This window comes from Curvibacter sp. PAE-UM (assembly GCF_001432305.1).
In the GTDB taxonomy this organism is placed as follows: domain Bacteria; phylum Pseudomonadota; class Gammaproteobacteria; order Burkholderiales; family Burkholderiaceae_C; genus Hylemonella.
In genome coordinates, this window is the sequence record NZ_KQ483358.1 from 2,392,978 (window position 1) to 2,408,673 (window position 15,696).

The 15,696-nt window shown below is 66.7% G+C and carries 14 protein-coding genes and 1 pseudogene; 4 read left to right on the forward strand and 11 right to left on the reverse strand.

Features of this window, described 5'->3' with window-relative positions:
- Nucleotides 1-63: 63 nt before the first annotated feature.
- From AO057_RS11580 to AO057_RS11625, 10 genes and pseudogenes are all read right to left on the reverse strand, one after another.
- On the reverse strand, nucleotides 64-1,317 hold the full coding sequence (locus AO057_RS11580; protein WP_057676041.1) for a sulfate adenylyltransferase subunit 1: 1,254 nt from the start codon (nucleotides 1,315-1,317) through the stop codon (nucleotides 64-66).
- An 88-nt stretch (nucleotides 1,318-1,405) separates the two neighbouring features.
- On the reverse strand, nucleotides 1,406-2,371 hold the full coding sequence (gene cysD, locus AO057_RS11585) for a sulfate adenylyltransferase subunit CysD (protein WP_057676043.1): 966 nt from the start codon (nucleotides 2,369-2,371) through the stop codon (nucleotides 1,406-1,408).
- A gap of 185 nt (nucleotides 2,372-2,556) precedes the next feature.
- Nucleotides 2,557-3,285 (reverse strand): annotated as a pseudogene (locus AO057_RS11590) (phosphoadenylyl-sulfate reductase); the annotation flags it as partial.
- An 11-nt stretch (nucleotides 3,286-3,296) separates the two neighbouring features.
- The gene (locus tag AO057_RS11595) at nucleotides 3,297-3,677 is read right to left on the reverse strand and encodes a DUF934 domain-containing protein (RefSeq protein WP_057676045.1); all 381 of its coding nucleotides are present in this window, start codon (nucleotides 3,675-3,677) and stop codon (nucleotides 3,297-3,299) included.
- A gap of 13 nt (nucleotides 3,678-3,690) precedes the next feature.
- Nucleotides 3,691-5,508 carry a nitrite/sulfite reductase gene (locus AO057_RS11600; RefSeq protein ID WP_057676047.1) on the reverse strand — a complete coding sequence of 606 codons (1,818 nt, stop codon included), beginning with the start codon at nucleotides 5,506-5,508 and terminating at the stop codon, nucleotides 3,691-3,693.
- An 18-nt stretch (nucleotides 5,509-5,526) separates the two neighbouring features.
- A complete protein-coding gene (locus AO057_RS11605) occupies nucleotides 5,527-6,318 on the reverse strand; it encodes a sulfite exporter TauE/SafE family protein (protein WP_057676049.1) in 792 nt (263 codons plus the stop codon).
- A gap of 104 nt (nucleotides 6,319-6,422) precedes the next feature.
- Nucleotides 6,423-7,403 (reverse strand): nucleoside hydrolase, encoded by a 981-nt coding sequence (locus AO057_RS11610; protein ID WP_057676051.1) that lies wholly within the window; start codon nucleotides 7,401-7,403, stop codon nucleotides 6,423-6,425.
- A gap of 54 nt (nucleotides 7,404-7,457) precedes the next feature.
- Nucleotides 7,458-7,802, reverse strand: a complete 345-nt coding sequence (locus AO057_RS11615; RefSeq protein WP_057676053.1) for a hypothetical protein — start codon at nucleotides 7,800-7,802, stop codon at nucleotides 7,458-7,460.
- 47 nt (nucleotides 7,803-7,849) lie between these two features.
- A complete protein-coding gene (gene mnmC / locus AO057_RS11620; protein WP_156404544.1) occupies nucleotides 7,850-9,565 on the reverse strand; it encodes an FAD-dependent 5-carboxymethylaminomethyl-2-thiouridine(34) oxidoreductase MnmC1 in 1,716 nt (571 codons plus the stop codon).
- 18 nt (nucleotides 9,566-9,583) lie between these two features.
- A complete protein-coding gene (locus AO057_RS11625) occupies nucleotides 9,584-9,856 on the reverse strand; it encodes an oxidative damage protection protein (protein WP_057676056.1) in 273 nt (90 codons plus the stop codon).
- A 111-nt stretch (nucleotides 9,857-9,967) separates the two neighbouring features.
- On the opposite strand from AO057_RS11625, the gene AO057_RS11630 reads away from it, so the two are divergent.
- The 4 genes from AO057_RS11630 to AO057_RS11645 all read left to right on the forward strand — a co-directional run bounded on the left by AO057_RS11630 (nucleotide 9,968) and on the right by AO057_RS11645 (nucleotide 14,290).
- On the forward strand, nucleotides 9,968-10,462 hold the full coding sequence (locus AO057_RS11630) for a disulfide bond formation protein B (RefSeq protein WP_057676058.1): 495 nt from the start codon (nucleotides 9,968-9,970) through the stop codon (nucleotides 10,460-10,462).
- 157 nt (nucleotides 10,463-10,619) lie between these two features.
- On the forward strand, nucleotides 10,620-12,740 hold the full coding sequence (locus AO057_RS11635; RefSeq protein WP_082605531.1) for a methyl-accepting chemotaxis protein: 2,121 nt from the start codon (nucleotides 10,620-10,622) through the stop codon (nucleotides 12,738-12,740).
- Nucleotides 12,741-12,845: 105 nt separating this feature from the next.
- Nucleotides 12,846-13,784 carry a dihydrodipicolinate synthase family protein gene (locus AO057_RS11640; RefSeq protein WP_057676061.1) on the forward strand — a complete coding sequence of 313 codons (939 nt, stop codon included), beginning with the start codon at nucleotides 12,846-12,848 and terminating at the stop codon, nucleotides 13,782-13,784.
- Between the two features lie 14 nt (nucleotides 13,785-13,798).
- Nucleotides 13,799-14,290: a GNAT family N-acetyltransferase gene (locus AO057_RS11645; RefSeq protein WP_057676063.1), complete on the forward strand. Its 492-nt coding sequence runs from the start codon at nucleotides 13,799-13,801 to the stop codon at nucleotides 14,288-14,290.
- A gap of 10 nt (nucleotides 14,291-14,300) precedes the next feature.
- On the opposite strand, the gene argA is transcribed toward AO057_RS11645, so the two are convergent.
- Nucleotides 14,301-15,647, reverse strand: coding sequence for an amino-acid N-acetyltransferase (gene argA / locus AO057_RS11650; RefSeq protein ID WP_057676066.1), 1,347 nt, complete (start codon nucleotides 15,645-15,647; stop codon nucleotides 14,301-14,303).
- Nucleotides 15,648-15,696 lie beyond the last annotated feature (49 nt).

A 15,696-nucleotide genomic window follows, 5' to 3' on the forward strand; every position in this document is an offset into this window, starting at 1 on the left:
GAAAGCCGGGAATTCTCGCCCTTGTCAGGCAGAGGGTTGTTGAGATGGATCAATCCCTGGGGGTCAATTCACCAGCACCGCCCCCGAGGTCTTGTGGCTGGCCGTGTCCACCAAAATCAACGAACCCAGGCCGCGCGAGCGGGCAAAGGACAGGGCCGGAATCGCTTCCTGCAGGGCCAGTTCCACGTGGCCGATGGCATTGGGCTCCAGCTGGGTGGCGTCCTCCTCGGCCAGGGTATTGATGTCCAGGCGGTGCACGATGCGCTTGACCCGGGCCTTGACCCAGCGGTGCCCGTGCAGCGCCCAGTAGACCCGGCCGGCCACCAGCGGCTCGTCGTCCATCCAGGCCACGGTGGCCAGCAGTTCGCGCGAGGTCTGGTCCTGGCCCTCGGCCAGCAGCCAGTCGCCGCGCGAGACGTCCACCTCGCGGTCCAGCACGATGCCGGCACTGTGCCCGGCCACCACGCTGCCGGGCTGGCGCACGTGGTTCAGCACCTGGGCCACGGTGGCACTCTGTCCGCTGGGGAAGATGCGCACGGTGTCGCCGGCCTGCACGCCGCCGGCGGCCACACGGCCCCAGAAGACACGGCGGCCCTGGCTGGTATCGCTGGAGGACGAGAACTTCTCGACCCACTGCACCGGGAAGGCCAGGGGCAGGGCCGTGTCGGCAGCCGTTACCGGCAGCTGTTCCAGGATGTCCAGCAGGGTCGGGCCGTGGTAGCCGCACCAGCCGGCCTGCTCAGGCGCGTCGACCACGTTCCAGCCCTGCAGGGCCGAAACCGGCACGGTGGCGCGCACGTCCAGGCCCGCGTTCCGGGCAAAGGCCTGCAGGGCGGCGCTGATGTGCTTGAAAGCCATTGAGGCATCGTCCACCGCGTCCAGTTTGTTGACCGCGAAGACGATGGAGGGCACACGCAGCAGCTGCAGCAGCAGGCTGTGGCGGCGCGTTTGCGGCAGCAGGTCCAGGGCCGGGTTCTGCCAGTCCAGCTTGGTGGCGTCGACCAGCACCACGGCGGCGTCGGCGCTGGAAGCGGCCGTGACCATGTTGCGGGTGTACTGCTCATGACCCGGTGCGTCGCCGATGATGAACTTGCGCGTCTCGGTGCTGAAGTAACGGTAGGCCACGTCGATGGTGATGCCCTGCTCGCGTTCGGCACTCAGGCCATCGGTCAGCAGGGCCAGGTCGGTCTGGCCCTGGCGTTGCACGCCGGCCAGGTGGTCCTGCAGCACGGCGCGGGTGTCGACCAGCAGGCGGCCGATCAGGGTGCTCTTGCCGTCGTCCACCGAGCCGCAGGTGATGAATTTGAGTGCGTCCATCAGATGGACTCCTGCCGGGCCGCCCCAAAGGAGGCCAAGGCCCCCTCAGGGGGCAGCGAATACACGAAGTGATGAGCGTGGGGGAACATTAGAAATACCCGTCTTTCTTGCGTTTTTCCATCGAGGCGTCCGAGGTCTGGTCGTCCATGCGCGTGGCGCCGCGCTCGCTGACCTCGGCGGCCAGGGTTTCGATCACGATGTCAGCGGCCGTGGCGGCCGTGCTGGCCACCGGGCAGGTGCAGGTGATGTCGCCCACGGTGCGGAAGCGCACGTCGCGCACGATGACCTGTTCGCCCTCACGCGGGGGGGTGAGTTCGGTCACGGGGGCCAGCATGCCGCGACGGTCCACCACCTCGCGTTTGTGCGTGTAGTAGATCGAGGGCAGGGCGATGGCCTCGCGCTCGATGTACTGCCAGACGTCCAGCTCGGTCCAGTTGGAGATTGGGAACACGCGGAAGTGTTCGCCCGGGGCCAGGCGGGTGTTGAACAGGGTCCAGAGCTCGGGGCGCTGGGCCTTGGGCTGCCATTGGCCGAAGCTGTCGCGGTGCGAGAAGATGCGCTCCTTGGCGCGGGCTTTTTCCTCGTCGCGGCGGGCGCCACCGATCAGCGCGTCGAAGCGGAATTCCTCGATGGCTTCGAGCAGCGTCACCGACTGGTGCACGTTGCGGCTCTCGCCCGGGTGGGCCAGGCGCACGGTGCCGCGTTGCATGGAGTCTTCCACGCTGCGCACGATGAGCTCGGCGCCGAGCTCCTTGGCGCGCTGGTCACGGAAATCGGTCACTTCGGGGAAGTTGTGGCCGGTGTCGATCATCAGCAGCGGGTAGGGCAGGCGGCCGCTACCGGAGGGGCCGTCCTTGCCCCCGAAGGCTTTCTCGGCGCACTTGAGCATCACCAGCGAATCCTTGCCACCCGAGAACAGCAGGGTGGGGCGCTCGAAAGTGGCCGCGACCTCTCGCAGGATGAAGATGGTCTCTTCCTCGAGCGCGTCGAGGTGGGCATTGCTCAGATGGTGCACGGTTTGCTTCAGCAGTTCTTGCTCGGTGCGGGCGTTCATGCTTGCGCTCCTTGTTTCAGGGGTTCTTGTTGGACGTGCAAGCCGCATTCCTTCGCGTTCTCGTTTTGGCTACGGCCGGGCTCTGGCGAGCCCTTGACTTCAGCTGCGCTGAAGTCAGCCTGCGCCGAAACGAAAGCGCCATGCGTGTCGCTTTGCGACACGGCCACTTCGTGGCTGGAATGCGGTTTGACATGCAAACCGCATTCCTTGGCGCTTTCGTTTTCCCACCACCAGCGCCCTGCGCGGAAGTCCTCGCCCAGCGAAATCGCGCGGGTGCAGGGCTCGCAACCGATGCTGGGGTAGAACTGGTCGTGCAACTGGTTGTAGGCCACGTTGTTCTGCTGGATGTAGAACCAGACGTCGCCCCAGGTCCACTCGGCCAGGGGATTGAACTTCAGGCGGTGCGCGTTGCTGTCGTCGATGAAGGGCACTTCGGCGCGCGCGCCGGACTGCTCGCGGCGCAGGCCCGTGACCCAGGCGCGTTTGTCGGCCAGGGCCCGCTCCAGCGGCTCCATCTTGCGGATCTGGCAGCAGGCCTTGCGCAGCTCGATGCTCTTGTACATCGCGTCCTTGCCTTCGCGCTGCACGAAAGTCACCACGGCCTCGGTCTGCGGCTGGAAGATTTCCACCGGCGCGCGTGATGTGGCCTTGAGCTGGTGCATCAGTTCCAGCGTCTGCGTGTGCAGGCGGCCTGTGTCGAGCACGAAGATGCCGATGTTCAGGTGCAGGGTGTTGATCAGGTGGGCCAGCACCATGTCCTCGGCGCCCAGGCTGCAGGCCAGGCTGACCAGGGAGGGGCCGCCGGGCATGACGGGCGCGTAGTCGCGCGCCGCCTGCTCCAGCAGTTCCTGCGTGCGGGCCAGCTTGGTCGCGTAGTCGCTGCTGGCGCGGGCGTTGATTTCGGTGGCTTTCATCCGGGGCTTTCTCAGGCGGCCTGCACAAAACGCGGGCGGGGCAACACGGCGTCGCCCTGGTAGTGGCTCTTGAAACGGGTCAATTGGCGCTCGGCCACGGCCAGGTCCTGGTCGGCCCGCAGCACGGCCACGTCGAAGCCGTTGCGGACCAGCAGGGGCAGCTGGTCGACCAGCACGTCGCCGGTGGCGCGGATCTCGCCCTGGTAGCCCAGGCGGCGGCGCAAGAGATGCGCCTGGCTGTGCGCGCGCCCGTCGGTGAAGCTGGGAAAGTGCAGGTCGATGCGGGCCAGGCCTTCCAGCGACAGGGTGCGCGGGTCGGTGTCATTGGCCAGGACCAGCGTTTGCAGTTCCTGCGGCTCAGTCGTTGCAGTGTCAGCGTGCAGCAGTTTCATCGTGGGTCTTTCTTCAGGCCGTGGTGGCCTCATGGCCGGTTTCATGGCGAGCCTGCTGGCCGGCCTGCTTGAATGGCTCGTTGCCGACACGGCGCAGGGTGTCGATGAAGTGCTCGCCGTCCTGGCGCTGTGCGCAGTAGGTGTCGATCAGGGCCTCGATCACGTCGGGCACTTCATGGGCGGAGAAGGATGGGCCGATGACCTTGCCCGGCACCGGCGCGCCCGACAGCTGTTTGCCGTCGGAGCCGCCCACGGTGACCTGGTACCACTCCTTGCCATCCTTGTCCACGCCCAGGATGCCGATGTGGCCGCTGTGGTGATGGCCGCAGGAGTTGATGCAGCCGCTGATGTGCAGGTCGATTTCGCCCAGGTCGTGCAGCTCGTCCAGGTCCTGGTAACGCGCCGTGATGGCCTCGGCCAGGGGCAGGGAGCGGGCGTTGGCCAGGTCGCAGAAGTCGCCGCCGGGGCAGGCGATCATGTCGCTCAGCAGGCCGATATTGGGTTTGGCCAGGCCCAGGTGACGCGCTTCGCGCCAGAGCTCGGCCAGTTGGTCGCAGCGCACCCAGGGTAGAACCAGGTTCTGCTGGTGCGTCACGCGCACCTCGCCGCCGCTGTAGCGCTCGGCCAGCTCGGCCACGGCGTCCAGCTGCGCCGCCGTGGCGTCGCCGGGCGCCTGGCCCAGGCGCTTGAAGGACAGGGTGACGGCGCGCAGGTCGGGGTTCTTGTGCGCGCTGACGTTGCGCTGCAGCCAGCGGCCGAACTCGATGTCGTCCTCGGCGGCGGCGCGCAGGATCTGGGCGATCTTGGCGTCCGCGCTCTTGCGGTCGCAGGTCAGCGTGGGCGGCACGAAAGAGCTGCCGACGCGTTCGAACTCGGCGGCCGTGATGGTGTGTGGGGCACCGTCCACGTTGACGATCTGGCGGTATTCCTCTTCCACCTCGTCGATGTAGCGCTGGCCCTCGGCCTTCACCAGGATCTTGATGCGTGCCTTGTACTTGTTGTCGCGGCGGCCCCAGCGGTTGTAGACGCGCACCACGGCTTCCAGGTAGTTGAGGATCTGGTCGCAGGGCAGGAATTCGCGGATGGTGGTGCCGATCACCGGGGTGCGGCCCATGCCGCCGCCCACCAGCACCTTGAAACCCAGGGTGCCGGCCTCGTTGCGCAGCAGCTGCAGCCCCACGTCGTGCCAGGCTGTTGCCGCGCGGTCTTCGCGCGCGCCGGTGATGGCGATCTTGAACTTGCGGGGGAGAAACGCGAACTCGGGGTGCAGCGTGCTCCACTGGCGCAGGATCTCGGCGAAGGGGCGCGGGTCGGCCACCTCGTCCACGGCGATGCCGGCCAGCGCGTCGCTGGTGATGTTGCGGATGCAGTTGCCGCTGGTCTGGATGCCGTGCATGCCCACCGAGGCCAGCAGGTCCATGACGTCGGCGCTCTTGTCCAGGGAAATCCAGTTGAACTGCACGTTCTGGCGCGTCGTGAAGTGGGCGTAGCCCGTCACCAGCTTGCTGCCGATGGCCTTGCCGTCGCGCAGCTGGATGTCACCCAGCTTGTTCTGCGCGGCCACGGCGCCCTGGAAGATCTCGTTGCCGGGCTGGTCGTAGTCACGCGCGATCTTCGCCAGCACACGCACCTGCGCGCTGGAGAGTTCGCCGTAGGGAACCGCCACGCGCAGCATGGGCGCATGGCGCTGCACGTACCAGCCGTTCTGCAGGCGCAGCGGGCGGAATTCCTCTTCGCTGAGCTGGCCGGCGAGGCGGCGCTGCAACTGGTCGCGGTACTGCTCGGCGCGCAGGCGCACGAACTGGCGGTCGAAGTCGGTGTACTGATACATGAGAGGGATGTGTGACAGTTAAATCGCGATGAGCTTGAGGCCGGCCCAGGCCAGCAGCACGGACAGGGCGGAGCGCACCACACGCTCGTTGATGCGGTGCATCAGGTGGGTGCCCAGCCAGATGCCCGGCAGGGAACCGGCCAGCAGCAGGGTCAGCAGGCTCCAGTCCACCGAACCCAGCGAGGCATGGCCCAGGCCGGCGACCAGGGTCAGGGGCACGGCGTAGGCAATGTCGGCGGCGACGATGCGCGGCAGCGGCAGCAGGGGGTAGACGATCAGCAGCACGCTGACGCCGATGGCGCCGGCGCCCACCGAGGTCAGCGTCACCAGCGTGCCTACCAGGGCGCCTAGCAGCAGGGGCAGGCTCCAGTGGCGCGGCCGGGCGGCGGCGGCTTCCTGGCCAGCGACCAGGGTGGCCGGCAGGGCCTTGCCGCGCACGGCCTTGTACAGGGTGGCAGCGGCGGTCAGCAACAGGGCCGCGCCCAGGGTGCTGGTCATCAGGCCCTGCACGGCCGGGTTGGCCGGGCCGACCCGGTGCAGTACATAAAGGGTGATCAGGGCGGCCGGGATGCTGCCGGCCGAGAGATTCAGGACGATGCGCCAGTCGATCACACGCTGGCGGGCCAGGCGCACGGTGCCGCCCAGTTTGGTGAAGGCGGCGAACAGCAGGTCGGTGCCGACGGCCAGGTGCGGCTTGACGCCAAAGAAGAAGATCAGGATGGGCGTCATGAGCGAACCGCCGCCCACGCCGGTCAGGCCGACGATCAGCCCGACCAGGAACCCCGCAAAAATGAACGCCACGTCATGCATGGACGCGACTGTAGAAGCGGGGCTTCAGATTCCAAACTACATTTTTCTTGGATTGCTATAACCAGCAGTAATAAAGGATGGCCCAGACAGGGCAACAGCTCCGGTCAGCGTGGCAGCCAGTTGCTCGCCAGCGTGCTTTCGGCCAAGGCCAGGCAGGCCGGGGTGTCCACCTGCAGGGCGGCCTGGATCTGGGGAATCTGGGCCTCCCAGCCCCCCTGGGGGTAGGGGATGTGCTCGCGCCGGTCCATGACGCTCTGGCCTTCGGCCAAGCCGTCGGGCACCACGCGCACCCGGCCGGTCACAGTCTGGAACAGGCCGGGGTTCAGCAGCCAGGCCAGGCCCAGCAAGCCCGGGGCGGGGCAGGCTGGCGCTGTGCCGGGCTCCAGCCGGGCCCGGTAGGCCGCGTGATGGCGCACGGCATGCAGCAGGGCTGCGGTGGCGGGGTGGGGCCGCTGGGCGGCAAGCTTTTCGATCAGGGCCAGGGGCAGGAGCGTGGTCTGCGTCACGTCCAGGCCCAGCATCGTCAGCTTGAACCCGGCCGTCAGCACCAGGTCGGCCGCGTGCGGGTCGTGCCAGAAGTTGGCCTCGGCCACCGGCGATACGTCGCCCGGCGCGGCCACGCTGCCGCCGGCCACCACGACCTGGGCCAGCAGTTCGGGCAGATGGGGCTCCAGGCGCAGGGCCTGGGCCAGATTGCCCAGCGGGCCGGCGCAGACCAGGCTCAGCTGGCCCGGGTGGGCCTGGGCCAGCTCCACGATGCAGCGCGCGGCCGAGCGTTCGTCGGGGCCATGCGCTTCGGTCGGGCGCCGCGGTAGATCGCCCAGGCCGTCGGCGCCGAAGGCCGCGGGATCGTGCCACCAGGTCGCCTTGCGCGTGGGCGTGGCCACGCCGCTGCAGACGGGCAAGTCGGCTCGCCCGGCCAGGGCGCAAAGCAGCAGGGCGTTGCGCGTGGCCTGGGCCACCGTCACGCCGCCGAAGGTGGTGGTGACGGCCAGCAGCTCGAGTTCGGGATGGGCGAGTGCGAGGTACAGCGCCAGCGCATCGTCGGCGCCGGGGTCGCAATCGAGGATGATCTTGTGAAGCATGTCGTCAACGTTGAGAGGGCAACTCCACCGCTTCTGATTTGTGTGGAAACGCTTCTACAAAAGCAACAGAGCGATCAAAGGGGAAATGGACAAATAACCTGAACCGACTTCAACGAACCACTGCATGAGTTTGCGTAGATGTGGAAGGCCAGATCCTTCGTGCGCATGGTCGAATTTTTCACTGACTTCGCGGAACGTGGTTTTTTGCATTGCCTCAGATGAAGGCAATGATCGGCCAATCGTCCACCACAGGAGGATACGGAGCAAAGCCGCAATCCCCAGCGTCAACAAAATCGGGACGAACAGAACATACATCGCATCCGCGCCTTTGTTATTGAGCAGCCATACCAGTACGGCGAGTCCAATGGTGATTCCAATCAGTATGGGTGGTACGCGCATTCTTTATGGTTCTCCCCTGTGGCTTTTGAATTTTGGTATGGCACAGCTTAACTCCTGCGCCATACGTCCAGCGACTTACTGAGGGAGGTTTCCACGGGCCAGGGCTCGGCGCCCAGGCGCGCGGCCAGCAGTTCGGCACAGAGCATGGCGAAGCTCAGGCCGCGTGAGCCCATGGCGGCGCTGATCCACAGGGTGGGCTGAAGGCCTTCTTCGAGCGGTCCGACCAGGGGCAGGCGGTCGGCGCTGACGCAGCGTGTGCCACCCCAGCCGCGTGCGGCTCCGGGAGCGAAGGACGCTGCCAGCACCTGGGCCGCGGCGGGCAGCAGGGTGCGCAGCTTGTCGAGGTTGACCTGGTGGTGTTCGCTGGCAAGGGCCGGTGGCTGTGTTGCGTCTTCGTAGGTGGCACCGGCATACCAGGCCAGCCCATCTTCGATGGGCACGGCAGGGATCAGGCTGCCCAGGCCGTTGACGGGGAAGGGCGGCAGGGCGGCTTCATCACCCGGCTGGCGCAGGCCGCAACTCATCACGCCGCGCATCTCCTGCAGGGGCGGCAGCGCAACATCCAGTCCCAGGGGCGCCAGCAGGCGTGGTGCATCGGCCGCATTGGCCAGCACCACGTGGCTGGCGCTGGCTAGCAGGCGGCCTTCGCGGTCCAGCAGCTGCCACTGTGTACCGGCGCGTTGCAGCCGGTCCACCTTCGTGTGGCCCCGGAAGGACACGCCGCTGTGCTTCAACCAGGCCTGCACCAGGCGTGCGGGTTTGATCCAGGCGGCGTGTGCGTGCCACAGCGCGGGCATGGCCGCCATGCCGGTGCGCCAAGGTTCGGTGCCCGTGGGGGCCTGGTGCGTGATCTGCTGGCCCTCGGCGTGCCAGTGGGCCGGCAGGCCAGGGTTGCCGTCCAGGCGCTGCTCCAGCACGCCGCTGGTGTCCCAGTCCTGCCCGGCCTGCAGCAGGCGCTGCGCTTCGGCGCGCATCAGGCGCAGGCCGGCGCGCGTGAGGCGCGAACGCGGGCTGTCGTCCACCGAGACATGGGGCACCAGCAGGCCGGCAGGCAGGCCCGAAGCGCCGGCGGCCGGTTCGGGCGCAGCGTCCAGCACCTCTACCAACCAGCCGCGGCGGGCCAGGGCGGCGGCCACGCTGGCACCGGCCAGGCCGGCGCCGATCACGACGCAGTTGCCGGGTGTGGTGGCTTCTGTGCGCAGGGTTTCGCGGCTGGTCTTGAGGTCCCAGAGCGGGTCGTAGCGGCCGTGATTTGTCTCCAGCACGAAGCCGCTTTCGGGCAGCAGCTTGTGCAGGTCCGGCGTCAGCGTGTCGAAGGCCAGCTGCGTGCCGCGCCGGCAGCAGCGCGCCAGGGCCTTGAGGCTCCAGCGGTCCCAGGGCTGGGTGCTGTCGAGGAAAACGGCGTCGGCCTCGAACTGCTGTTCGCGCAGCAGCGTCTGCAGTTCACCGATGCACAGGGTCAGTTGCAGCCGGCCCTGGGCGAGCGAGAGGCGGTGCATGCCGGGCAGCAGGCCGGTCCACTGCGCGGCCAGTTCATCGGCCAGCGCGGCTTGTCCCGGCGTAGCCATAGCGCGTAGCGCCTCGGCAGAGGGCGGCGAGACGGTGAGGGCGACGAGGTGCAGCACACGGGGGTGCTGCGTTTCATCCCGCCAGGCTTGCCATAGCGCGAACAGGCGTGTCGCGTCGAAACGCGTGTCGAGCACGCGCCAAGCCGGCCGGCCGGCCGCTGGCGGCGGCAGCAAAGTGCGCGCCGCTGCGTTCACGGTGGGGAGGTGTATCGCTCAGGCGCTGGGCGGGACATAACCCGCCGCAGCGTCTGCGCCGCTGCCGAAGAAATGGTTCTCCATCTGGCGGGCCAGGTACTGGCGCGCGCGTGCATCGGCCAGGTTCAGGCGGTTCTCGTTGACCAGCATGGTCTGGTGCTTGAGCCAGGCGGCCCAGGCCTCTTTGCTGACGCTTTCCCAGATGCGCTTGCCCAGCTCACCCGGGTAGGGCGGGAAATCCAGGCCTTCGGCTTCCTTGCCGAGCTTGATGCAGTTGACCATGCGTGCCATGTCGCGATTCCTTGGTTCGAAAAGAACAATAATGCGAAATTGTCGTCGGTTTTTGGAAACCTTATCGATGCCTCGTGATCCATATGGGTCATCGATTCCGTTGGAGCCATCATGTTTGATCGTTTGGGGACGCGCCGGATCATGGGCGTCATCCTGTTGAGCTGTCTTGCCCTGTTGGGCTTCGGCCTCTATTTGCAGCACGTGGTGGGCCTGGAGCCCTGCCCCATGTGTATCGTGCAGCGTTACACCATGGTGCTGATCGCCGTGGTCGCGGCCATCGGCGCGGCCGTTTCGGGCCGCCGCACCCATGTGGCGCTCGCGGGACTGCTGGCCATCCTGGCCGTCTTCGGCGCCTTCGTCGCCGCGCGCCAGAGCTGGCTGCAGTGGTACCCGCCCGAGATCGCCACCTGCGGGCGCGACTTCTACGGCATGATCGAAAACTTCCCCCTGCAGCGCGCCATTCCCATGATCTTCAAGGGCTCAGGTGACTGCACGGCGATCGACTGGACCTTCCTGGGCGGCTCCATCGCCAACTGGTCCTTCCTGTGGTTCGCGGCCTTTGCCCTGGTCGGCCTGGTGCTGCTGTGGCGCCGTCCCAATCGCTAGGGCCTGCACGCGCCTGAGGCATCGGGGTTCGCAGACCCCGGATCAGCGCTTTTCCGCACCTTTTCCCGCTTTTCCCTTTTCGGGTGCCCCGCCATAATGGGCCGGGCCTGTCTGACCATGCCTGTTTCGGGGTTGGTTGTGCGCCGAGGAACCTTCTATGAACAATCTCAAAATCTCCACCCGCCTGCTGCTGCTGCTGGCCGTCCTGTCGGCCTTGCTCATCGTCATCGGCGCGATCGGCCTGTTTGGCATCAACAAGTCCAATGCTGCCCTCAAGACGGTCTATGAAGACCGCACGATGCCAATGGCGCAATTGGCGCAGATTCAGTACCTGCAAATTCGCAGCCGACTCGTCATATCGAATACGCTGCTGACCCCGACGCCTGAGCAGATCACCAAGTACTCGGACGAAGTTGAGCGCAATGTGGCAACGATCGCGAAGCTCTGGTCCGAGTACATGGCCACCCAACTGACCCCGGAAGAATCCAGTATCGCCAAGGCCTATGCCGAAAATCGGCGGAAGTTGACTGAGGAAGGCTTTTTGCCCGCGATCAAGGCGCTGCGCGCAAACGACCTGGGTGAAGCGATGGTAGCGGTGCAGGAAAAGGTCAACCCGCTTTTTGACGCTGTGCGTGACTCTGCAAACGCCATCATGAAGTTGCAGGTGGATGTCGCCAAGCAGGAGTTCGATGCCTCCGTCGCGCGTTACCAGACGATCTTCGCGGTCTCCATCGCTGCCATCGTGATCGGCGTGGTGTTCGCCTGGGTGCTGGGCCTGGCCCTGATCCGTGGCATCTCGCGTTCCCTGGGGGAGGCCGTCAACCTGTCCGAGGCCGTGGCCCAGGGGGATTTGAGCCTGCAGGTTCAGGCCACGGGCAAGGACGAAGTGGCCCGTGTGCTGCAGTCGCTTACCGCCATGCAAAGCAACCTGGCGCAGATCGTGAGCCGGGTGCGCCAGGGCAGCGAATCCGTCTCCACCGCCAGCGCCGAGATTGCCCAGGGCAACAGCGATCTGTCGGCCCGTACCGAAAGCCAGGCCAGCGCGCTGGAGGAAACCGCGGCCTCGATGGAAGAACTGTCTTCCACCGTCAAGCAGAACGCCGACAACGCCCGCCAGGCCAACCAGCTGGCCCAAAGCGCGTCTACGGTGGCCGTGCAGGGCGGCGAAGTGGTGGCCCAGGTGGTGGACACCATGAAGGGCATCAACGACAGTTCCAGGAAGATTGCCGACATCATCAGCGTGATCGACGGCATCGCCTTCCAGACCAATATCCTGGCGCTCAATGCCGCGGTGGAAGCTGCACGCGCGGGTGAGCAGGGCCGCGGCTTTGCCGTGGTGGCCTCTGAAGTGCGCTCGCTGGCCGGCCGCAGTGCCGAGGCCGCCAAGGAGATCAAGACACTCATCACCGACAGCGTGGAGCGGGTGGGGCAGGGCACGGCCCTGGTGGACCAGGCCGGCCAGACCATGCAGGAGGTGGTGGCCAGCATCCGGCGCGTGACCGACATCATGGGCGAGATCAGTGCCGCCAGCACCGAGCAGAGCCAGGGCGTGGCCCAGGTAGGCGAGGCGGTGACGAACATGGACCAGGCCACGCAGCAGAACGCAGCGCTGGTGGAGGAGATGGCGGCGGCGGCCTCCAGCCTCAGAAGCCAGGCGCAGGAGCTGGTGCAGACCGTCGCCGTCTTCAAGCTCGATGCGGCATCGGGCGGTGGCCTGGCGCCGGTCGGTTCGAGCCTGCAGGTGCGCTCGACTCAGGCGCCGGCTTTTGGTGGCACCGAACGCCGCACCTTGGGCCAGGGTGCAAGCAGCGCCGGCATCGATCTGGACGGCGCCATCAAGGCCCATGCCGACTGGCGCAGCAAGCTGCGCTCGGCGGCCATGCACGGCGAGCAGGTCGACGCCGACACCATCTGCCGGGATGACCAGTGCCCGCTGGGCAAGTGGCTGCACGGCAGTGGCCAGGGCAAGTTCGGCGGCAAGCCCAGTTTCGTCGAACTGGTCGGGGCGCACCGCGAGTTTCACGACGAGGCCGGCAAGGTGGCCCGCAGTATCAATAATGGTGCCGGTGCCGAAGCCGAGAAGATGCTGGAGAGCGAAACGGCATTTTCCCGCGCCTCGCAGAAGGTCACGCGCCTGATCGTGCAGTTCAAGAACGAGATCCAGGGGGGCGGTGCCAAACCGGCCCGGCCGGCGAAAGCGACGAACAGCGAACTCCGTCGCCCCGCAGCATCGACCCCGGCGGCCGCCAAGGCCGACGGCGACTGGGAAACCTTCTGAGTCGACCGAACAGATGCACCGGACGGCACCCGCGGGTGCCGTTTTTCATGGTGTGGAGACGCCAGGCGCTATGCTCGACAGCTGGATACAAACGAGGAAACCCACGTGAACTCCCAACTGGATCGCAACGCCAAAGGCGTCTACCTCATCACCGTCACCCCCTTCACCGACAGCGGTGCGCTGGACCTGGCCAGCACCGACCGCATGGTCGACTTCTGCCTGGACAAGGGCGTCACGGGCCTCACCATTCTGGGCATCATGGGCGAGGCGCCCAAGCTCACCATGGAAGAGTCGCGCACCTTCGTCAAACAGGTGCTGGCGCGCGTGAATGGTCGCGTGCCGGTGGTGGTGGGGGCTTCGTCGCCGGGTTTCGCGCCCATGAAGGAGCTGACCCAGAGCGTGATGGCCCTGGGCGCGGCGGGTGTCATGGTGGCGCCGCCGTCCACCGTGCGCACGGATGACCAGATCACCGCCTATTTCGACATGGTCAACGAGACCCTGGGCGCCGACGTGCCCTGGGTGCTGCAGGACCACCCGGTGGCCACCGGCGTGTTGATGTCCACCGGCGTCATCCTCAAGATCCTCAAGAACTCGCCCGGCTGCGTGATGCTCAAGCACGAAGACAGCCCGGGCCTGGCCAAGCTCTCGGCCATCCGCGCGGCCAGCGACAAGGGGGAGTTGAAGCGCGTCTCCATCCTCACCGGCAACGGCGGCGGCCTGTTCCTGCCCGAAGAACTCACACGCGGTGCCGACGGCGCCATGACCGGTTTTGCCTATCCCGAGATGATGGTGGACGTGTGCGCCGCGCACGCGGCCGGCAATGTGGAGCGCGCGCACGACCTGTTCGACGCCTACCTGCCGCTGGCGCGTTACGAGCAGCAGGCCAATATCGGCCTGGCCGTGCGCAAGCACATCCTGATGAAACGCGGTGTCATCGCCAGTGAGGCCGTGCGCAAGCCTGGCCCCAAGCTCTCGGCGCAGGACATGGCCGACATCGCCCGCCTGACGGCGCGGCAGGACAAGCGCCTGGCCGAACTGGGCTGAGCGAGGGCCGTCTCGTGGACATTCCCATCCACCAGGGTTATCTGCCGGGCTGCATCGGCCGCATCACCGCACTGCATGCGGACTACTACGCCTTGCAGTCGGGTTTCGGCGTGTACTTCGAAAGCCGGGTTGCGCGCGAGCTGGCGGCCTTCTGCGAACGGTATGAGGAACACCGCGACGGCCTGTGGCTGGCGCTGGTGGAGGACCAGATCGAGGGCGCCATCGTCATCGACGGTCTGCACGCCCAAACCGAAGGGGCGCACCTGCGCTGGTTCATCACCTCGGACCGGCTGCGCGGCTCAGGCATAGGCAAGCGGCTGCTGGGCAGCGCGCTGGCTTTCTGCGACAAGCGGCGTTACCCCAAGACCAGCCTCTGGACTTTCGAGGGCCTGCAGGCCGCACGCCATCTCTACGAGCAACAGGGTTTTCGCCTGGTGCACGAGCAGCCAGGGAAGCAGTGGGGCAATGAAGTGATGGAGCAGCGCTTCGAGCGCCTGCTGCCCTGAACCTTCAGGCTCAGAGCTTCTTGACCAGCACCTGGGACTTGCGGTCCCAGTTGTACTTGCGCTTGCGCGCCTCGGGCAGCCAGTCCGGGTCCACGTTCTGGAAACCGCGCTTGATGAACCAGTGCATGGTGCGCGTGGTCAGCACGAAGATGCTGTCCAGGCCCATGGACTTGGCGCGCTGCTCAATGCGTTTGAGCACCTTTTCGCCGTCGCCCTGGCCCTGCGATTCGGGCGAGACCGTCAGCGCCGCCATCTCGGCGGTCTTGGCTTCCGGGTAGGGGTAGAGCGCGGCGCAGGCGAAGATCACGCCGTCGTGTTCGACGATGGTGTAGTTGCCGATGTCGCGTTCGATCTCGGTGCGGTCCCGCTTGACCAGGGTGCCGTCCTTCTCGAACGGTTCGATCAGCTGCAGGATGCCGCCCACGTCGTCGGCCGTGGCTTCGCGCAGTTCTTCCAGCTTCTCGTCCACCACCATGGTGCCGATGCCATCGTGCACATACACCTCCAGCAGCAGCGCGCCATCCACCGCGAAGGGGATGATGTGGCTGCGTTCCACGCCGCCCTTGCAGGCCTTCACGCAGTGCTGCAGGTAGAAGGCCGTGTCGGTGGGCAGGGTGGCGCCGGGCAGGGCGGCCAGCAGCTTTTCGGCTGCGGCCAGCGGCAGTTCGGTGTCGATGGGGTTGTCGTCGCTTTCGGGCTGGCTCGGGTCCATGCGGATGCCCGGCACCTCGCCCACGAAAATCAGCTTGTCGGCGTGCAGGGCCATGGCCACGCTGGTGGCCACCTCTTCCATGGTCAGGTTGAAGGCCTCGCCCGTGGGCGAGAAGCCGAAGGGCGAGAGCAGCACCATGGCGCCCATGTCCAGCGTACGGTTGATGCCGGCCACGTCCACCTTGCGCACCAGGCCCGAATGCTGGAAATCCACCCCGTCGACGATGCCCACCGGGCGCGCCGTGATGAAGTTGCCCGAGAGCACGCGCACCGTGGCGCCGGCCATGGGGGTGTTGGGCAGGCCCTGGCTGAAGGCGGCCTCGATCTCGTAGCGCAGTTGGCCGGCGGCCTCCTGCGCGCAGTCCAGCGCCACCTCGTCGGTGATGCGCATGCCGTGGGAGTATTTGGCCGTATGGCCCTTGGCCTTGAGCTGCTCGTTCACCTGCGGGCGGAAACCGTGCACCAGCACGATCCGCACCCCCATGCTCTGGATCAGCGCCAGGTCTTGCGCCAGGTGCTGCAGCTTGCCGGCGGCGATGGCCTCACCACAGACGCCCACCACAAAGGTCTTGCCGCGGTGCATGTGGATGTAGGGCGCCACCGAGCGGAACCAGGGCACGAAGGTGAAGTTGAAGACGGCGGACATGCTGGGTAGGGCGGGCGAGGGTGTAATGGCAGGGATAATTGCCGATTCT